The organism is Achromobacter aloeverae, assembly GCF_004121055.1.
In the GTDB taxonomy this organism is placed as follows: domain Bacteria; phylum Pseudomonadota; class Gammaproteobacteria; order Burkholderiales; family Burkholderiaceae_B; genus Bordetella_C; species Bordetella_C aloeverae.
Genome location: NZ_PYAL01000001.1, coordinates 207,962 through 223,706 on the forward strand (window position 1 = coordinate 207,962; position 15,745 = coordinate 223,706).

At 68.6% G+C, this 15,745-nt stretch carries 13 protein-coding genes; 4 read left to right on the forward strand and 9 right to left on the reverse strand.

Features of this window, described 5'->3' with window-relative positions; all coding sequences use genetic code 11:
• Nucleotides 1–69: 69 nt before the first annotated feature.
• Complete coding sequence (locus tag C7R54_RS00960) at nt 70–1,071, reverse strand: tripartite tricarboxylate transporter substrate binding protein (protein WP_129148329.1); 1,002 nt, start codon at nt 1,069–1,071, stop codon at nt 70–72.
• 298 nt (nt 1,072–1,369) lie between these two features.
• Here C7R54_RS00960 and C7R54_RS00965 point away from each other — a divergent pair, with 298 nt between their 5' ends.
• The gene (locus tag C7R54_RS00965) at nt 1,370–2,140 is read left to right on the forward strand and encodes a class II aldolase/adducin family protein (protein ID WP_129149380.1); all 771 of its coding nucleotides are present in this window, start codon (nt 1,370–1,372) and stop codon (nt 2,138–2,140) included.
• A gap of 3 nt (nt 2,141–2,143) precedes the next feature.
• Here C7R54_RS00965 and C7R54_RS00970 read toward each other — a convergent pair whose 3' ends face one another.
• From C7R54_RS00970 to C7R54_RS01005, 8 genes are all read right to left on the reverse strand, one after another.
• Nucleotides 2,144–3,034 (reverse strand): amidohydrolase family protein, encoded by an 891-nt coding sequence (locus tag C7R54_RS00970; RefSeq protein WP_240039393.1) that lies wholly within the window; start codon nt 3,032–3,034, stop codon nt 2,144–2,146.
• Complete coding sequence (locus C7R54_RS00975; RefSeq protein WP_129148330.1) at nt 3,034–4,092, reverse strand: isocitrate/isopropylmalate dehydrogenase family protein; 1,059 nt, start codon at nt 4,090–4,092, stop codon at nt 3,034–3,036. Before C7R54_RS00975 ends, C7R54_RS00970 begins: the two co-directional genes overlap by 1 nt.
• Nucleotides 4,093–4,256: 164 nt before the next feature.
• Nucleotides 4,257–5,273: a Bug family tripartite tricarboxylate transporter substrate binding protein gene (locus tag C7R54_RS00980; RefSeq protein WP_129148331.1), complete on the reverse strand. Its 1,017-nt coding sequence runs from the start codon at nt 5,271–5,273 to the stop codon at nt 4,257–4,259.
• A gap of 11 nt (nt 5,274–5,284) precedes the next feature.
• Entirely contained in the window at nt 5,285–6,277 is a 993-nt protein-coding gene (locus tag C7R54_RS00985) for a Bug family tripartite tricarboxylate transporter substrate binding protein (protein WP_129148332.1), read from the reverse strand.
• 27 nt (nt 6,278–6,304) lie between these two features.
• The gene (locus tag C7R54_RS00990) at nt 6,305–6,937 is read right to left on the reverse strand and encodes a GntR family transcriptional regulator (RefSeq protein WP_129148333.1); all 633 of its coding nucleotides are present in this window, start codon (nt 6,935–6,937) and stop codon (nt 6,305–6,307) included.
• Nucleotides 6,938–7,063: 126 nt separating this feature from the next.
• Entirely contained in the window at nt 7,064–8,212 is a 1,149-nt protein-coding gene (locus tag C7R54_RS00995; protein WP_129148334.1) for an NAD(P)/FAD-dependent oxidoreductase, read from the reverse strand.
• The gene (locus tag C7R54_RS01000) at nt 8,209–9,588 is read right to left on the reverse strand and encodes an FAD/NAD(P)-dependent oxidoreductase (RefSeq protein ID WP_129148335.1); all 1,380 of its coding nucleotides are present in this window, start codon (nt 9,586–9,588) and stop codon (nt 8,209–8,211) included. The genes C7R54_RS00995 and C7R54_RS01000 overlap by 4 nt, the downstream gene beginning before the upstream one ends.
• Nucleotides 9,585–9,878, reverse strand: coding sequence for a (2Fe-2S)-binding protein (locus tag C7R54_RS01005; protein WP_129148336.1), 294 nt, complete (start codon nt 9,876–9,878; stop codon nt 9,585–9,587). The genes C7R54_RS01000 and C7R54_RS01005 overlap by 4 nt, the downstream gene beginning before the upstream one ends.
• 219 nt (nt 9,879–10,097) lie before the next feature.
• Here C7R54_RS01005 and C7R54_RS01010 point away from each other — a divergent pair, with 219 nt between their 5' ends.
• From C7R54_RS01010 to C7R54_RS01020, 3 genes are read left to right on the forward strand one after another with little or no spacing between them, the layout of a single operon-like run.
• Nucleotides 10,098–12,149: a hydantoinase/oxoprolinase family protein gene (locus tag C7R54_RS01010; protein ID WP_129148337.1), complete on the forward strand. Its 2,052-nt coding sequence runs from the start codon at nt 10,098–10,100 to the stop codon at nt 12,147–12,149.
• A gap of 43 nt (nt 12,150–12,192) precedes the next feature.
• The gene (locus C7R54_RS01015; RefSeq protein ID WP_129148338.1) at nt 12,193–14,217 is read left to right on the forward strand and encodes a hydantoinase B/oxoprolinase family protein; all 2,025 of its coding nucleotides are present in this window, start codon (nt 12,193–12,195) and stop codon (nt 14,215–14,217) included.
• Entirely contained in the window at nt 14,214–15,713 is a 1,500-nt protein-coding gene (locus C7R54_RS01020) for an aldehyde dehydrogenase family protein (protein ID WP_129148339.1), read from the forward strand. The genes C7R54_RS01015 and C7R54_RS01020 overlap by 4 nt, the downstream gene beginning before the upstream one ends.
• Nucleotides 15,714–15,745 lie beyond the last annotated feature (32 nt).

The following is a 15,745-nucleotide window of genomic DNA, read 5'->3' on the forward strand; positions in this document are numbered from 1 at the left end:
AGATGTCGCAGGCGATTATGCCATCCGGACGAGCGCGACCGCGCTGCGCGAACCTGGCGCATGCGTCGGCTACCCGGCCCGCAACAGCCCTTCGCTGGCCAATTGCTGCCCCTTCTTGTCCTCCGACGCCAGATACGCCGTGAACTCGGCGGCGCTGCCTTGCCGCACCCGCGAGCCCAGGTTCGCCATCTTCTGCTTCACGTCGTCCTGGCCCAGCGCCTGGTTCAGCACCTGGTTGAGCCGCGCGACGACGGCGGCCGGCGTGCCCGCCGGCGCCATCAGGCCCGCCGTCGTGGTCACGTCGAAACCGGCCAGGCCCAGCTCCTGCAGGGTTCGCACCTGGGGCAGGTCCGCCGCCCGGCTGGCCGACGTCATCGCCAGCGGCCGCAGGTTGCCGGCCTTCAGGTGCGGCAGGGAACTCGGCAACTGGTCGATGAACGCATCCAGCTGACCGCCCAGCAAATCGTTCAACCCCGGCCCCGAGCCCTTGTAGGGAATGATGTTCAAGCGCACCCCGGCGGCCTTCTCCAGCAACAGGATGGCAATGTGATTGGTGGTGCCATTGCCCGAGTGACCGATGCTGATCTTGCCCGGCGCCGCCTTGGCCGCCGCGATGAAATCCTGGTAGGTGGCGTAGCGGCCGCGCGTGGGCACCTCCAGCACCAGCGGCGTTTCCGCCATGAAACCGACGGGCGCGAAGTCAGCGGGCTTGAAGGATTTGCCGCCCGGCACCAGGCGCGGCGCGTAGGCGAAGCTGCCATTGGCGGTCACGATCAAGGTGTACCCGTCGGGTTGCGCGCGCGCCACCAGGTCATGCCCCACCACCCCGCCCGCGCCGGGGCGGTTATCGATAACGAAGGAGGCATGCAGGATGGCGCCCATCGCGGTGGTGATCGCACGGCCCGTGATATCGAGATTGCCGCCCGGGGCATAGGGCACCACCACGGTGACGGGGCGGACGGGATAGGCCTCCGCCGCGCTCGCGGCGCGGCCCAGCGCGAGCGCCGCGCCACCGGCCATGGCGGTGGCCAGGAACGCGCGGCGGGACCCGCGCAAGGTGTCGTCTTGCATGTCTGTCTCCTTTCATTATTTTTTCAGCCGTCCGTTCTGCGCCGGCGCGGCAGGCCCATCTTGCGACAAGACACGCAAAAGCGCATTGAAGAAAAGAGATACCAGCGTTTCTCAACCAGCAAGGGCCGGGCGGCATGGAGCCGCTAGCATGCAGGAGCGCCCGATGTGATGCGCGATGCCCCATGCGCCGCACCGCGACACGGCACGACACAAGACGACACGACACGGAGACCAGGCCATGCCACTCACCACCCCCCGGGATGACGACGCAGACGACGATCGCCCCCGCCCCGGCCCCATGCATTTCCCCGACATCCGCGCGGCCTGCTCGCCCGCGGAATGGAAGGTGCGCGTGCAATTGGCGGCGTGCTACCGCCTGATGGACCTGTACGGCATGTCGGACCTGATCGCCAATCACATCTCGGCGCGCGTGCCGGGAGAGGATGATGCCTTCCTGATCAATGCCTACGGCCTGCTATACGAGGAAATCACCGCGTCCAGCCTGATCAAGATCAACGGCAAGGGCGAGATACTGGCCCAGCCGGACTTCGGCGAACCGGGCTACGGCGTCAACCAGGCCGGCTTCGTGATCCACAGCGCCATCCACCGCGCCCGCCACGAGGTGGAATGCGTCATCCACACGCACACCTGGCCCGGCATGGCCCTGTCGTCACTCTCCTGCGGCCTGCTGCCCATGAACCAGACCGCGATGCGTTTCGCGCGTATCGGCTACCACGACTATCAGGGGGTAGTGCTGGACCCGAGCGAACAGGAATCGCTGGTGCGCGACCTCGGCGCCAACAACGCCTTGATCCTGCGCAACCACGGCCTGCTCACGGTGGGCAACACCATCGCCGAGGCGTTCAACGCCATGCACAGGCTGGAGCTGAGCGCCAAGGCCCAGCTCGCCGCGATGGCCTGCAACACCGATCTCCATGCGGTCCCGGAAGATTGCATCGAAAAGACCTACCAGAACTACCAGCCCAACGTGCGCCGTCCCTTCGGCGTGCTGGAGTGGCCGGCGCTGATACGCAAGCTGGACCGCCTGGACCAGAGCTACAAGCTGTAGCGGTCAGAAGCCGTACAGGCGCGCCGGATTGCTGACGAGCACCTGTACGCGCAGGTCCGTTTCCGGCAGCCAGGTGTCGATTTCCTCGCGCAAGCCGCGTGGGTCGATATCGCGATAGGGACTGACCTCGGTCGGCAGCTTGCCGGGCGCGCGGCTGGTATGCGGCCAATCGCTGGCCCATACCGCCCGCTCGGGATTGGCCGCCAGGAAGGCCCGCGCCAACGCGGTGACCTGTTGCGCCGTCGCGCCCTGGTTGATCCGATAGGACCCCGACAACTTGACATAGGCCGCGCCGCTGCCCACCAGGTCCAGCACCTCGCGCACCCGCGCGTCGCCCAGGCCCAGGCGCGCCGGAATCGTGGAGAAATGATCCAGCACCACCGGCAGCCCCAGGCCGCGCAAGCGCGGCGCGGCGGCGGCGATGGCGTCCAGCGATGCATAGGTCTGGATGTGCCAGCCCTGTCCGCGCAGCCGGCCGGCCCAGGCGCCGAAGGCGCGCACCACCGCCTCCGGATCGCTGGCGCCCACGCTCTCCAGGTTGATGCGCACGCCGCGCACGCCGGCGTCGTGCAGTTCGCCCAGCGTCGCGTCGCTCACGTCCTCCGCCAGGACGGCGACGCCGCGGCCGTCGCCGCGCATGGCCGCCAGGCTGTCGACCAGCAGGCGGTTGTCCGTGCCGTAGAAGCTGGGCTGGACGATGACCGCGCGCGCCAGGCCCAGGCGGCCCATATGCCCCCGCAGGTCCGCCACCGTCGCGGGACCCGCGGTATAGGGACGGTCGGGCAGCATGGGATAGGCCGCCTGCTCGCCGACCACATGCACATGGCAATCGCAGGCGCCGGCCGGCAAGGCCGCCGCCACGGCGTCTCCCGCCGGCGCGCCGCCCGCCGCCATCACGCGGCCACCCGCTTGACCATCGCTACGCCCGACTCGCGCGTGCCCAGCTTGCCGCCGACATCGCGCGTGCATTCCTGCGCGGCGATGCTGTCCGCGATGGCCCGCTCGATGACGGCCGCGGCTTCGATGAACTTGCGATCACCCTTGCGCTGTCCGTGCCAGTTAAGCAGCATGGCGGCCGACAACACTTGCGAGATGGGGTTGGCGAGGTCCTGGCCCGCGATATCCGGCGCCGAACCGTGCGCCGCCTGGCCCATGGCGTACTCGCGGCCGGCATTCAGCGAACCGCCCAGTCCGAGGCTGCCCGACATCTCGGCGGTCAGGTCGGACAGGATGTCGCCGAACATATTGGTGGTGACGATGACGTCGTAGCGCTGCGGCGCGCGCACCACGTGGGCCATCATGGCGTCGACGATGACGTCGTCCACGACCACCTCGGGGAATTCCTTGCCCACTTCGTGGCAGACATCGATGAACATGCCGTCGCCCCGCTTGAGCACGTTGGCCTTGTGCACGATGGTGACGTGCTTCTTGCGCGTCATCGCCAGCTCGAACGCCGAGCGCGCGATGCGTTCGCAGCAAAAGCGCGTGATCCGGCGCAGCGACACCACCACGTCGGCGGTGATCTGCATTTCGCTGTTGCCCGATTCGATATTGCGATCGGCGTAGAACCCCTCGGTGTTCTCGCGCACCACCACCAGGTCGAATTCACCCAGGCGCGGCTTCATGCCGGGATAGGTGCGGGCCGGACGGATGTTGGCATGCAGGTCCAGTTCCTTGCGGAAGAACTTGGACGGGTTGATTTCGCCCTTGGCCTCGTCCTTGAAGTCGTAGGTGGCCATGGGCCCCAGCAGCAGGCCGTCGGCCGCCTTGACCTTCTCCAGCAAGGCCGGCGTGACCGTGGCGCCGTGCTGCTTCAGGCTGTCGTGGCCGGCGATGTCGTGCTCGAACACGAGGCCCAGGTCAAAGCGCTGCGATGCCGCCTTGAGCACGTCGACGGCGACGGCGACGGTTTCGGGGCCGATGCCATCGCCGGGAATAACCACTATCTTCATGATGAATCCTTATGTGTTGATGCCGTTGCTTGATGACCTTGCTTGATGGCCTTGCTTCATGGCCTTGCTTCATGGCCTTGCTTCATGGCCCTGCTTCATGGCCTTGCTTCAGGGTCCTGCTTCCTGGCCATGGTTCATGGCCCTGCTCGATGCCCTTGCCCGCCCTACTCCACCTGGATGCCTGTCGCTTGCACCAGCTTCTGGTACTTCGCCGCCTCGTCCCGCACGAATTGCCCGAACTCCGCCACCGTGTTCGGACGCACGGCGGCGCCATCGGCTTCGAAGCGCGCCTTCACGGACGGCTCGGCCAGGACTGCGTTCAAGGCGGCGTTGAGCTGCTCGACGACGGGCCCGGGCGTGGCAGCCGGCGCGAACACGCCGCCCCACAGGCTGAACTGGAAGTCCGGCAGCACCACTTCCGCCACGGTCGGCACCTTGGGCAGGACCTTCAGGCGCTCACGCGACGATACCGCAAGCGCACGCAATCGGCCCGAGTTCAAATGGGGCATCACCGCCGACGCGCTGGAGAAAAAGAAATCGACGTGGCCGCCCAGCAGGTCCGACATCGCCTGGCCCGCGCCCTTGTAGGGCGCATGCACCATGCGCGTCTGGGTTCCCAGGGCCAGCGCCGCGGCGGCCAGGTGGCCCGGCGTGGCGGTGCCCGACGACGCATAGGCCAGCGCATCGGGCTTGGCGCGCGCGGCGGTGAGCAAGGCCTGGAGGTCCGCATACGGCGACTTCTCCGGCACCGCCAGCACCAGCGGCGAATCGCCCACCAGGATGACCGGCGCGAATTCCTTCAGCGGATCGTAGCCCAGCGTCCTGGACGCGAACTGGTTGACGGCGATCTCGCCGGTCTGGCCCAGCAGCAGCGTATAGCCGTCGGCCGGCGCGCGCAGCACCACGCGCGACCCGACGGCGCCGGATGCGCCCGCGCGGTTCTCGACGATGACCGTCCACTTGTTCTCGGTGCCCAGGCGCTCGGCCAGCACGCGGGCGAACACATCGCCCTGTCCGCCCGGCGCATACGGCACCACCAGCGTCACCGGCTTGTCGGGATAGGCATTGCCGGCGGCCCAGGCGCGGCCGCCCAGGGCCCAGGCGCAAGCCGCTGCAGTTGCCGTTGCGGTCGCCTTGATGAAGGTCCGGCGCGTCTGGCCGTCGATAGGATCATGCTGCATGTCCGGTCTCCTCAATCCATCTTCATGCCGGACTTGCTCACGACCTGGCGCCACATCTTCAGCTCGCTGTCCAAGGTCCTGGCGAGCGTTTCCGGAGGTCCGCTGTAGGCTTCGGCCCCCTCGTTCTTCAGGCGCTCCGCGACGATCCTGTCGGCGGCGGCGGCATTCACGTCCTTGTTCAGCTTGTCGATGATGGCCTGCGGCGTGCCGGCCGGCGCCAGCACGGCCCACCAGGTCGAGATATCGAAATCGGGCACGCCCGCTTCCTCCACCGTGGGTACGTCCGGGAACAGCGGCGAACGGGTCTTGCTGGTCACCGCCAGCAGGTCGACGCGCTGGTCCTTCACCTGGGGCAGGATGGTCGGCACCGTCGCGAAGAACACTTGCACGCGGCCGGCCAGCAGGTCCACGGTGGCCGGGCCGCTGCCCTTGTAGGGCACATGGGTCATGTGCGCGTCGGTCTTCTGCTTGAACAGTTCGCCGGCCAGGTGGTTGATGCTGCCGTTGCCGGCCGAGCAGAAATTCAGGTTGGCGTCCGGCTTGGCCGCCAGTTGCCGCAGGTCCGCGATGCCCTTGAGCTTCAGGTCCTTGCTGGCGACCACCAGCAGCGGGCCGCGGCCCAGCAGCGCGATGGGGGCGAAGGACTTCTGCACGTCGTAGTTGGTGGCCACGCCCGCCGCCGCGTTGGTGACGAAGGTCGACGTGGCGAACAACAGCGTATAGCCATCCGGACGCGCATTGGCGACCATGCCGGCGCCGATGGCGCCACCGCCGCCGCCGCGGTTCTCGACCACCACCGAGCGGCCCAGGCGGTCGGCCAGCGTGCGCGCCAGGTCGCGGGCGATGCTGTCGGTGCCGCCGCCCGCCGCGAACGGCACGACCAGGGTAATGGGATGGCTGGGATAGTCATCGCCGGCTTGCGCGGCCGTCGGCGCGCCCAGCGCGGGAATGCACAGGGCCAGCCCCGCCAGCAGGCGCCGGCGGGAGAAACTCAACTTCCACATTGTTCGTGTCTCCGTATCACGCCGCGCTCATCCCTGGCGCAGCATCTTCAAACGTTCCAGCAGGGCCTGATGAATATGGTGTTGGGCGGCCTCTTGCGCCGCGCGGGGATCGCGCGCGCGGATGGCCGCGACGATGGCGTCGTGCTCCGTGTTCGACCGGGCGGCGCGCGCGGGCGTGCTCAGCGTGCTGCGTCCCAGCAGGTATGTGGTTTCCGTGAGCGACTGCAAGGACCGGATCAGATAGCGGTTGTGCGCCGCGCCGTACACGGCTTGGTGAAAGCGCAGGTTCTGCGCCACGGGATCGCCCCCGTCGCCATCGTCCAGGATGGCCTGCATGTTGGCGATGTCCGCGTCGGACGCATGGCGTGCGGCGAGTTCGGCCGCGGCGCCCTCCAGCACCTGGCGCATGGCATACAACTCGCCGACTTCCTGCGGGTCCATCGACGTGACCACCAGGCCGCGCCCGGGCTCATGCGTGATCAGGCCTTCGTCCTGGATGCGCTTGAGCGCCTCGCGCACCGGGGTACGCCCCATGTCGAGCAGGTTGGCGACCTCGATCTCGCGCAGCCGGTGATCCGGGCCGAACAGGCCGGCCAGGATGCGGCGCTTGATCTCGTTGTAGGCGGCGTGCGACTGCGAATTCGCCTTGGCGATGGGCATGGAGGTCTCGTCCGTATTTTTGTATATTTTTGCATACATAAAATTCGGACGCAAATTTTCGCGGCGGGCGCCTATCCAGGACCCGCGGCCCTCGGCCCCGCCAACGTGCCGCGCACGCTGCGCGCATCACGCAGCCGTAGCGGCCCCCTGCCCGGCAAAGCGGCTGATCAGGAAAGGATCGATGGGCACCCCGGGCCGGCCGGTGGCGATCAATTCGGCCATCGTCGCGCCCACGCCGGGCCCGAGCTGGAAGCCATGCCCGCAAAAACCAAAGGCGTAGAACAGTCCGTCCGCCACCGCGCTGGGCCCCATGATGGGAACGTCGTCCGGCATATAGCCTTCGATGCCGCTCCATACGCGGATGATGCTCAAGCGGCTCAAGGCGGGAACGATGCGCCGCAGCTGGACGAACTGCTTCAACGGACTATCCGGCAGCACATAGGCGCGGCGCAGGTCCGGATACGCGGGCCCGCGCGCGCAGCCGCCCATCACGATGTTGCCGCGCTTGACCTGGCGGAAATAGAAAATCTCCTCGATGCTGTCGGAGGAAGCGCCGACGACAGGCACCAGGCAGTATGGAATCGGCTCGGTCACCGCCATCTGCGGCCCGTGCACCGCGATCGGCACGGGTTCGCCGAACTGGGCCGACAGCGCGCCGCCCCAGGCGCCCGCCGTGATCAGCAGCACGGGGGCGCGATAGACCCGTCCATCGGCGCTGGTCGCCGTGTATCCGCCCGCCTCCTTTTCCACGCGCGCGATGTCGACATTCTCGACGATGACGGCGCCGGCACGCTGCGCCGCGCGCGCGAACGCGGGCGCGGACAGCCTGGGATTGGCGTGGCCATCGTGCGGGGCATGGGAGACGGCCCGCACTTCGGGCCCCAGATAGGGAAAGCGCCAACGCATGGCGTCGCCGCGCAGCATCTCCAGCTCCAGGCCATACGGGCGGGCGTCGCGCGCGTACTGCTCCAGCTTGTCGGCCTGAGCGTCGCTGTAGCAGACGCGGATATGCCCCGTGGGCAGGAACTCGACGTCGTGCCCGATCAATTCCGGCAAGCGCCCCCATATCTCGCGCGAGCGATTGGCCAGCGGCAGCTGCGGCAGGAAGCGCCCCTGCCGCCGCACATTGCCGAAATTGGTGCCGCTGGCTTGCTGGCCCACCAGGCCACGCTCCAGCACGGTCACCGGCAAGCCGCGCTGGCGCAGGAAAAACGCCGTGGCGCACCCCATCAGGCCGCCACCCACGATAAGGACTTCCGACTCGAACTTGTTCATGCGGTCACTTTGCTGGTGGTGGCGGGCAGGGGTTTCACGGGCGCCTGGGTGCGCAGCCGGCCCACGAGCGCAACGTCGACGCCAGAGCTTGCCGCCACGATCTCCGCGCCGGCCAGGCCGCAGTAGCGGCCTTGGCACCGTCCCATGCCGACGCGGCTGAAGGCCTTGCTTCGATTGACTTCGCAAGCCCCCTCTTCCCGCACCACGCGGCGCAATTCGCCGACCGTGATGCCTTCGCAACGACAGGCCATCACGGTATCGTCCAGCGCGGCCGCCTGCGCCGCCGGCCAGGGAAAGGCGCGCGCGATGCCGCGGCGGAAGCGCTCCATGCGCGCCAGTTCGCGCAGCAAGGCGGATGCGGACGCTGCGCCGGCCGGCACCGGCAGGCCCGCATCCTGCAACACCGCCAGGCCGGCCAGCGCGCCCGACGCCTCCGCGCCGTCGGCGCCTTGCAGCCGCGCGCCATCGCCGGCCAGGTAGACGCCTTGCACCGATGCCCGGCCCCAGGCGTCGATGGCCGGCAGCCATTGCCGCGCGACGGCGTCATGGCGGAACTCGCAGCGCAACAGGTCCGCCAACTGCGTCTCCGCCCGCAGGTGATAGCCCATCGCGACCGCATCGCAATCCACGGCCTGCTCCCTGCCCGCATCGTCGCGATAGCGCACGGCGCGGACACCCGCGGCATCGTCGCCGTCCACGGCCATCGGCGTTATGCCACTGCGCAAGGCCACGCCCGCGCGCCGCAGCGACGCCACCAGCGCCATGCCCTTGCGCAGGACGCCGGGGCGCGCCAGCAGTTGCGGCAAGGCCGCGAAACGCGCGCCGCGCGGCGCCGTGTCCAGGACCGCCGCCACCCGCGCGCCGGCCTTCGAATATTGCGCCGCCACCAGGTAAAGCAAAGGCCCCGTGCCCATGAAAACCACCCGGCTGCCTATCGCGCACGCCTGGGACTTCAATGCGATCTGCGCGCCGCCCAGGCTGTAGCAGCCCGCCCGCTGCCAGCCCGCGACCGGCATCAGGCGGTCCGTGGCGCCCGCGCACACCACGATGGCGTCATACGGCACGGACCAGGCACGGCCATCGCGGACCAGATGCAGCGCCTGGTCCGCCGCGTTCCAGGCCAGGGTCTGGTCGTGATAATCGATATGCGGCCGCAGGCGGTCGAAGGTTTCGTGCAGCGCGCGAGCGCGCGCCGCCTCGCTGCCATAAAGCGTGTCATAGCCGCGCTTGAATCCTTCCGGCTGGCGGCGATAGATCTGGCCGCCATCGCGGCTGCCTTCGTCGACCAGCACCGGCCGCAAACCGGCACGCACCAGCACCTCCGCGCAACGCACGCCGGCGGGTCCGGCGCCGACCACCACCACGCGGGGGGTCATAGCAATGCCGGCATGGCGGTCAAGACCGCCAGCCCCTCCGTGACGGCCGTGCCGCAGGCGCGCAGCCGCGTGCCATCCGCCAGCCATACGCCGCAATCCTGGCAGCTGCCCATCAGGCAAAAGCCCGCGCGCCGCTCCGGCCCGAATTCCGAACGGCGCACGGCGTCGTCGTTGCACAACATGGCCACGAGCAAGGTATCGCCCTCCAGCGCGCGGGCGGCGCGCCCGTCGATGAAAAACGTCAACGGCGGCCGGTCGGTCTCGGCCAATCGATGGAAACGCGGCGTCACGGTTCAACTCCAGGTGTCGAAAGCGCCAGGGGCGGCGGGTATCCCAGCCAGCCAGAGGATACGTCGCCGCCAACATTTTCAATATATTGGATTTTTATCGGGGAAATTTCAGCTAGGGAACACCCTTATACGGATGCAAGCGCCATTTCATTGACGACAATTTCAATATCATGAATACTTTTCTGGCACTTTTTCAACCAGAACATCGCCGGGAACGTCATGACTTATCGCGTTGGAGTCGACATCGGGGGCTCGTTCACGGACTTCGCGGTCCTGAACGTGGCGGACAACACCATCCGCACACTGAAAGTCCTGTCGCGGCCCGACCAGCCCGGCGCCGAAGTCGTCAAGGGACTGGGCATACTGGCCGAACGCGACGGCATCGCGCCGGACCAGGTCAGCTACTTCACGCACGGAACGACGGTGGGCGTAAACACGGTGATCCAGCGCTCGGGCGCCCGGCTGGCACTGTTCACCACGCGCAATTTCGAGGACGTGCTGGAACTCGCCCGCCTGAAAATGCCCAACTTCCACAATCTGTATGCGCGCCGGCCGGCGCCACTGGTACCACGCGAACGGGTGCACGGCATCGACGAGCGCGTCGATGCGCGCGGCGCCGTCCTGCGGGAGGTCGATCCGGCCAGCCTGCGGCGCGCCCTGGACGCGGCGCTGGCCGACGGTTGCGACGGCGTCGTCCTGTCCTTCCTGCACGCCTATCGGAATCCCGCCAACGAGAATGCCGCCCGGGCGCTGATCGCGCAGTGGGCGCCGGACCTGCCGGTCTGCACCTCCAGCGAGATCTGGCCCATCATCCGCGAATACGAACGCACCATCACCGCCTGCATCAGCGGCTACGTGCAACCCAAGGTCGCCTACTACCTGGATGCCTTCGAACAGGCGCTGGCCAACCTGGGGGTGCCCGCCGCGCCGCATATCACCAAGTCCAACGGCGGCATCATGGGACTGGCGCAGGCCAAGTCCGAATGCGTGCAGATGATCCTGTCCGGCACCGCGTCCGGCGTCATCGGGGCCGGCTTCCTGGCCCACGCCATGGGCCTGCCGCGCATCCTCAGCCTGGATATCGGCGGCACCAGCGCCGACGTCGCCGTGATCGTCGACGGCAAGGCCGAATACGGCAGCGGCGAGGTGATCGGCGAATTCCAGATCCATATCCCGTCGATTTCCGTGACGTCGATCGGCCAGGGCGGCGGGTCCATCGCGTGGGTCGACGACCTGGGCATCCTGAAGGTCGGACCGGAGAGCGCCGGTTCCAGCCCCGGCCCCGCCTGCTTCGGCAAGGGCGGCACGCGCCCGGCGGTGACCGATGCCTTCGCCGCCTGCGGCTGGATCGGCCATGGCGACCTGGGCTACAACGCGGTCCAGGTCGACGTGGAGAAGGCGCGCGCCGCGCTGGCTCCTCTTGCCGGGCAATTCGGCACCACGGTGGAAGAGACCGCGGAGGACATCATCCGCATCGCCGTATCCGGCATGTACGCCGACACCAGCGGCCTGGTATCGCGTTTCGGCATCGACCCGCGCGAGTTCCATTTCCTTGCCTTCGGCGGCGCGGGTCCGATGATGGCCTGCTTCCTGGCACGCGAACTCAATATCCAGGGCGTCATCGTGCCGCCCACGCCCGGCGTGCTCAGCGCGCTGGGCGGGCTGATCGCGGACCTCAAGAACGACTTCATCGCCACGATCTACCAGGACCTGAACGCCGTGTGCCTGCCCGCCCTGCGCACGGCCCTGGACGACCTGCGGCACAAGGCCGAAACGTGGCTGCGCGAAGACCAGGGCTTCACCGGCTCCAGCCGGCTGGCCTGCTCCGCGGACCTGCGCTACCGCGGCCAGTCCTACGAAATCGACACGCCCATCGATGCGGACTGGGTTCGTGACGGCGACCTGGACCGCATCGCGCAGGCCTACCACGAACAGCACGCACGCCTGTTCGGCCACAGCGATCCCGCCACCGATGTACAGGTGATCAACCTGCGGCTGGTCATCGCCGGCGCCACCCCCAAGCCGGAGCTGCTGCGCCTGCCCCCCGCCGTGGACCCCGCGACGCCGCGCGCGACCGTGCCGGTGCATGTGGACGGGGCCTTGCGCGACGTGCGCGTCTACCAGCGCGAGGACCTGCGTGCCGGCCATCGCTTCGACGGCCCGGCGATCATCGCCCAGGCCGATTGCACCACCTGCGTATTGCCGGACATGCGCGTCGAGGTCGACGGCTACGGCAACCTGGTGATCTCCGTGCCGCGCCCGGCCGCGTGACGCCGTCCGTCTGCCCCCTACTTCCCGCCCTAGGAACCGAGACATGGCTATCGATCGCCGCAATCTCCAGGTACTGGCCAACTATTGTTCGGCGGCCGCCGACGCCATGGCCTACACACTGATGCGCACCGCCCACTCCACCTTCGTCAAGGAGACCGAGGACTTCTCCTGCGCGATCGTCACCGACACCGGGCTGTGCTTCGCGAATCCGCGCAGCTACGGCGCGCCCTGGTATAGCGGCATCGACTACGGGCCGGTGCTTCGTATGATCGATCACTACGAAGAAGGCGACATCTGCATCACCAACGATTCCTACAGCGGACACGTGGCGACCCACTCGCCCGACCTGCACATCTGGAAACCCGTCTTCCACGAAGGCCGGCTGGCCTGCTTCGTGGTGGGCCACATCCACAACACGGACGTCGGCGGCGCGGTGCCCGCGTCGCTGTCGCGGTCCTTGACCGAGATCGTGCAGGAAGGCATACGCGTGCCGCCCCTGAAAATCATCCGCGCGGGCAAGCTCAACGAGGAAGTGGCCGCCATCATGCGGCTCAACGTGCGCGCGCCCGACCAGAACTGGGGCGACTTCAATGCGCAGATCGCCTCGGTCAACATCGGCGAACGCAAGATCCGGGAAATCATCGACCGCTTCGGCTACGACGGCTTCAAGGAAGGCGCGCTTGCCATCCTGGACTACGCGGAGAACCAGGCGCGCAAGATCATACGCGCGATTCCCGACGGCGAATATTTCTTCGCCGACTATGCCGACGAGGACGGGGACGGCGGCCACCCCTGCCGTGTCGCGCTGACGCTGCGCGTGCGCGGGGACGAGGTGGAACTGGACTACAGCGGCAGCGACCCGCAGCTGGCTTCGTCCCTGAACATGCCCACCGGCGGCCATGAGCGGCATCCGCTGGCGCTGGTGGGGTTGACCTATGTGCTGGTAACCCTGGATCCCACGCTGTGGCTGAACGCGGGCACGCTGCGCGTGGCGCGTGCCCTGCTGCCGCGCGGCTCGGTGGTCAACTGCGTGGCGCCGGCGGCGGTGGGCATGCGGTCCCTCACCTGCATGATCACGCAGGTGGTCACCTTCGGCGCCTTCTCGCTGGCCCTGCCCGACCGCATGCCGGTCACCGCGCCAGGCGGCAATGCCATCATGAACGTCAAGACCCAGGATCACGAGGACCGCACGGTCATGGCCTCCATCGGACCGGTGGGCGGCGGCGGCGGCGCGACGCCCGTGAGCGACGGCCCGGAAGGCTGCGGCGGTGCGTCGGCCTTCCTGAAGAACACGCCCATCGAAATCACCGAGGCGGAAGTGCCCATTCATTTCCTGCGCTACGGCCTGTGGCCCGACTCGGCCGGCGCCGGGCGCCTGCGCGGCGGCATGTCGACCGTCATGGAATTCCGCGTTTCCTCGCCCAATACCGTGGTGACCGCGCGCAACCGCAACCGCTCGCGCTTTGCCTCCTGGGGGGTGCTGGGCGGCCAGGCGGGCATGACGTCGCGCTTCACCAAGAACCCCGATACGCCGGAGAGCATCGAGCTCGGCAACAAGGACGTGGTGGCCTGCGACCCGGGCGACGTCATCCGCGTCATCGGCCCCGGCGCCGGCGGCTACGGCAGCCCGCTCGAACGCACGCCCCAGCGGGTGCGGCAGGATGTACGCGCAGGCCTGGTGTCGCCGGAGGCGGCCCGGGACACCTACGGCGTGGTACTGGCCGGCGACGGCGTGGACGAGGCGGCCACGCAGGCCTTGCGGCAGGAGCTGAAGGATAAGCTGCAGGACCGGACACCCGCAACCGGCCACTTCGACCACGGGCCCGCGCGACAGGCCTTCGAGGAGGTCTGGACCGTCGACCGCTACGCCGCGCTCACCGCTTTCCTGGAAAGCGCGCCGATCGCCTGGCGCCACTACCTGAAGCGCAAGGTATTCGATGCCGTGGCCGCAGGCCAGCACGCGGGCTCGACGCCGCAGGCCCAGATGGCGGGCATCTTCGCGGACCTCGCGCGCAAGTACGGCACGCTGGCGCTGGCCGGCGGCGCCAAGACGGAGGTTCGCCCATGAGCGGTCCCACCACGCCCTCGCTGGACTTCGATCCCGCCACGCTAACGCTGCCCCGAAGCCAGTTCATCGGTGGCCAGCTGGTCGATGCCGGCGAGGAGGTGCTGCCGGTGCTGCGCCCTTGCGACGGCGGTCCGCTCGGCGACCTGCGCGAGGCCGATGAGGGCCTGGTGCACCGCGCCGTCGACGATGCCCGGCAGGCCTGGCTCGCCAGCGGCTGGGGCACGTGTCCGCCGCGCGAACGCGCCCGCGTGCTGCGGCGCTGGGCCGACCTCATAGACCGCGACGCCGTGGCCCTGGGCCAGCTGGAAGCCGTCGCATCCACCCGCCCCGTGGGCGAGGCCGTTCCCGGCGACGTGCCCTTCACGGCGGAAGCCATCCGTTTCTTCGCCGAGCTGGCCGACAAATCCGGCGGCGATGTCGCCGCGACGCGCCGCGACAGCCTGGGCCTGGTCATGGCCGAACCCTATGGCGTGATAGGCGCGATCGCGCCCTGGAATTTCCCGCTGTCCATGGCGTCGTGGAAGTGCGGGCCAGCCCTGGCCGCGGGCAATGCGGTCGTGCTCAAGCCGTCCGAGCTGACGCCCTACTCCACGCTGCGCCTGGCGCAGCTGGCGATTGAGGCGGGTGTGCCGCCGGGCATTTTCAATGTGGTCAATGGCCGCGGCCACGTCACGGGCGCGGCCCTGGTGCGCCACCCCGGCATCGGCAAGATTTCCTTCACCGGATCGACGCGCACCGGCGGCCAGATCATGAGCGAGACCGGCCGCCACGGGACCCGTCCCGTCACGCTGGAGCTGGGCGGCAAGAGCCCGCAGCTGGTGTTCGCGGACATTGCCGACCTCGACCACGTGGCCCGCTGCATCGCGCGCGGCTTCACCGCCAACGCCGGACAGGCCTGCGTGGCCGGCAGCCGGCTGATCGTGCATCGCAGCCTGGCCGAGCCGCTGTGCGAGGCCATCGTCGCCCAGGTGCGCCGCCTGCGTCCCGGCCCCACGTGGGCGTCGTGCAGCGCCTATGCGCCCATCATCAGCCAATCCCAGGCGCAACGCATCGACCAACTGGTGCGCGCCGCCGTCGACGCGGGCGCCAGCGTGCTGACGGGCGGCGGCTTCTTCGACGACGCCCCCTGCTTCTACCAGCCCACGGTGCTGGACGATGTCACGCCCGACCTGGCGGTCCTGCGCGAGGAAGTCTTCGGACCGGTGCTGACCGTACAGCGCTTCGACGAAGAAGAGGAAGGCCTGCTGCTGGCCGATCACGCCACCTATGGCCTGGCCGCCGGCGTCTATACGCGCGACATCGGCCAGGCCTTGCGCGCGGCGCGCCGCATCGAGGCCGGCACCATCTGGATCAATCGCTACGGGCGCAGCGGCGACATGATCATCCCCACCGGGGGCTACAAGGGGTCGGGAATAGGCAAGGACCTGGGCCGCCAGGCCTTCGAGGCGGCCTTGCGCTACAAAAGCGTGCTGATCGACTTCGAGGCGGCGGCCTGAACACGGGTGGACAATGGGGTGGCCAGCGGGGT

Excerpts from the sequence above, each read along its gene's own strand:
- C7R54_RS00960 (WP_129148329.1), bottom strand. The coding sequence starts at position 1,071 with ATGCAAGACGACACCTTGCGCGGGTCCCGCCGCGCGTTCCTGGCCACC.
- C7R54_RS00965 (WP_129149380.1), top strand. The coding sequence starts at position 1,370 with ATGCATTTCCCCGACATCCGCGCGGCCTGCTCGCCCGCGGAATGGAAG.
- C7R54_RS00970 (WP_240039393.1), bottom strand. The coding sequence starts at position 3,034 with ATGGCGGCGGGCGGCGCGCCGGCGGGAGACGCCGTGGCGGCGGCCTTG.
- C7R54_RS00975 (WP_129148330.1), bottom strand. The coding sequence starts at position 4,092 with ATGAAGATAGTGGTTATTCCCGGCGATGGCATCGGCCCCGAAACCGTC.
- C7R54_RS00980 (WP_129148331.1), bottom strand. The coding sequence starts at position 5,273 with ATGCAGCATGATCCTATCGACGGCCAGACGCGCCGGACCTTCATCAAG.
- C7R54_RS00985 (WP_129148332.1), bottom strand. The coding sequence starts at position 6,277 with ATGTGGAAGTTGAGTTTCTCCCGCCGGCGCCTGCTGGCGGGGCTGGCC.
- C7R54_RS00990 (WP_129148333.1), bottom strand. The coding sequence starts at position 6,937 with ATGCCCATCGCCAAGGCGAATTCGCAGTCGCACGCCGCCTACAACGAG.
- C7R54_RS00995 (WP_129148334.1), bottom strand. The coding sequence starts at position 8,212 with ATGAACAAGTTCGAGTCGGAAGTCCTTATCGTGGGTGGCGGCCTGATG.
- C7R54_RS01000 (WP_129148335.1), bottom strand. The coding sequence starts at position 9,588 with ATGACCCCCCGCGTGGTGGTGGTCGGCGCCGGACCCGCCGGCGTGCGT.
- C7R54_RS01010 (WP_129148337.1), top strand. The coding sequence starts at position 10,098 with ATGACTTATCGCGTTGGAGTCGACATCGGGGGCTCGTTCACGGACTTC.
- C7R54_RS01015 (WP_129148338.1), top strand. The coding sequence starts at position 12,193 with ATGGCTATCGATCGCCGCAATCTCCAGGTACTGGCCAACTATTGTTCG.
- C7R54_RS01020 (WP_129148339.1), top strand. The coding sequence starts at position 14,214 with ATGAGCGGTCCCACCACGCCCTCGCTGGACTTCGATCCCGCCACGCTA.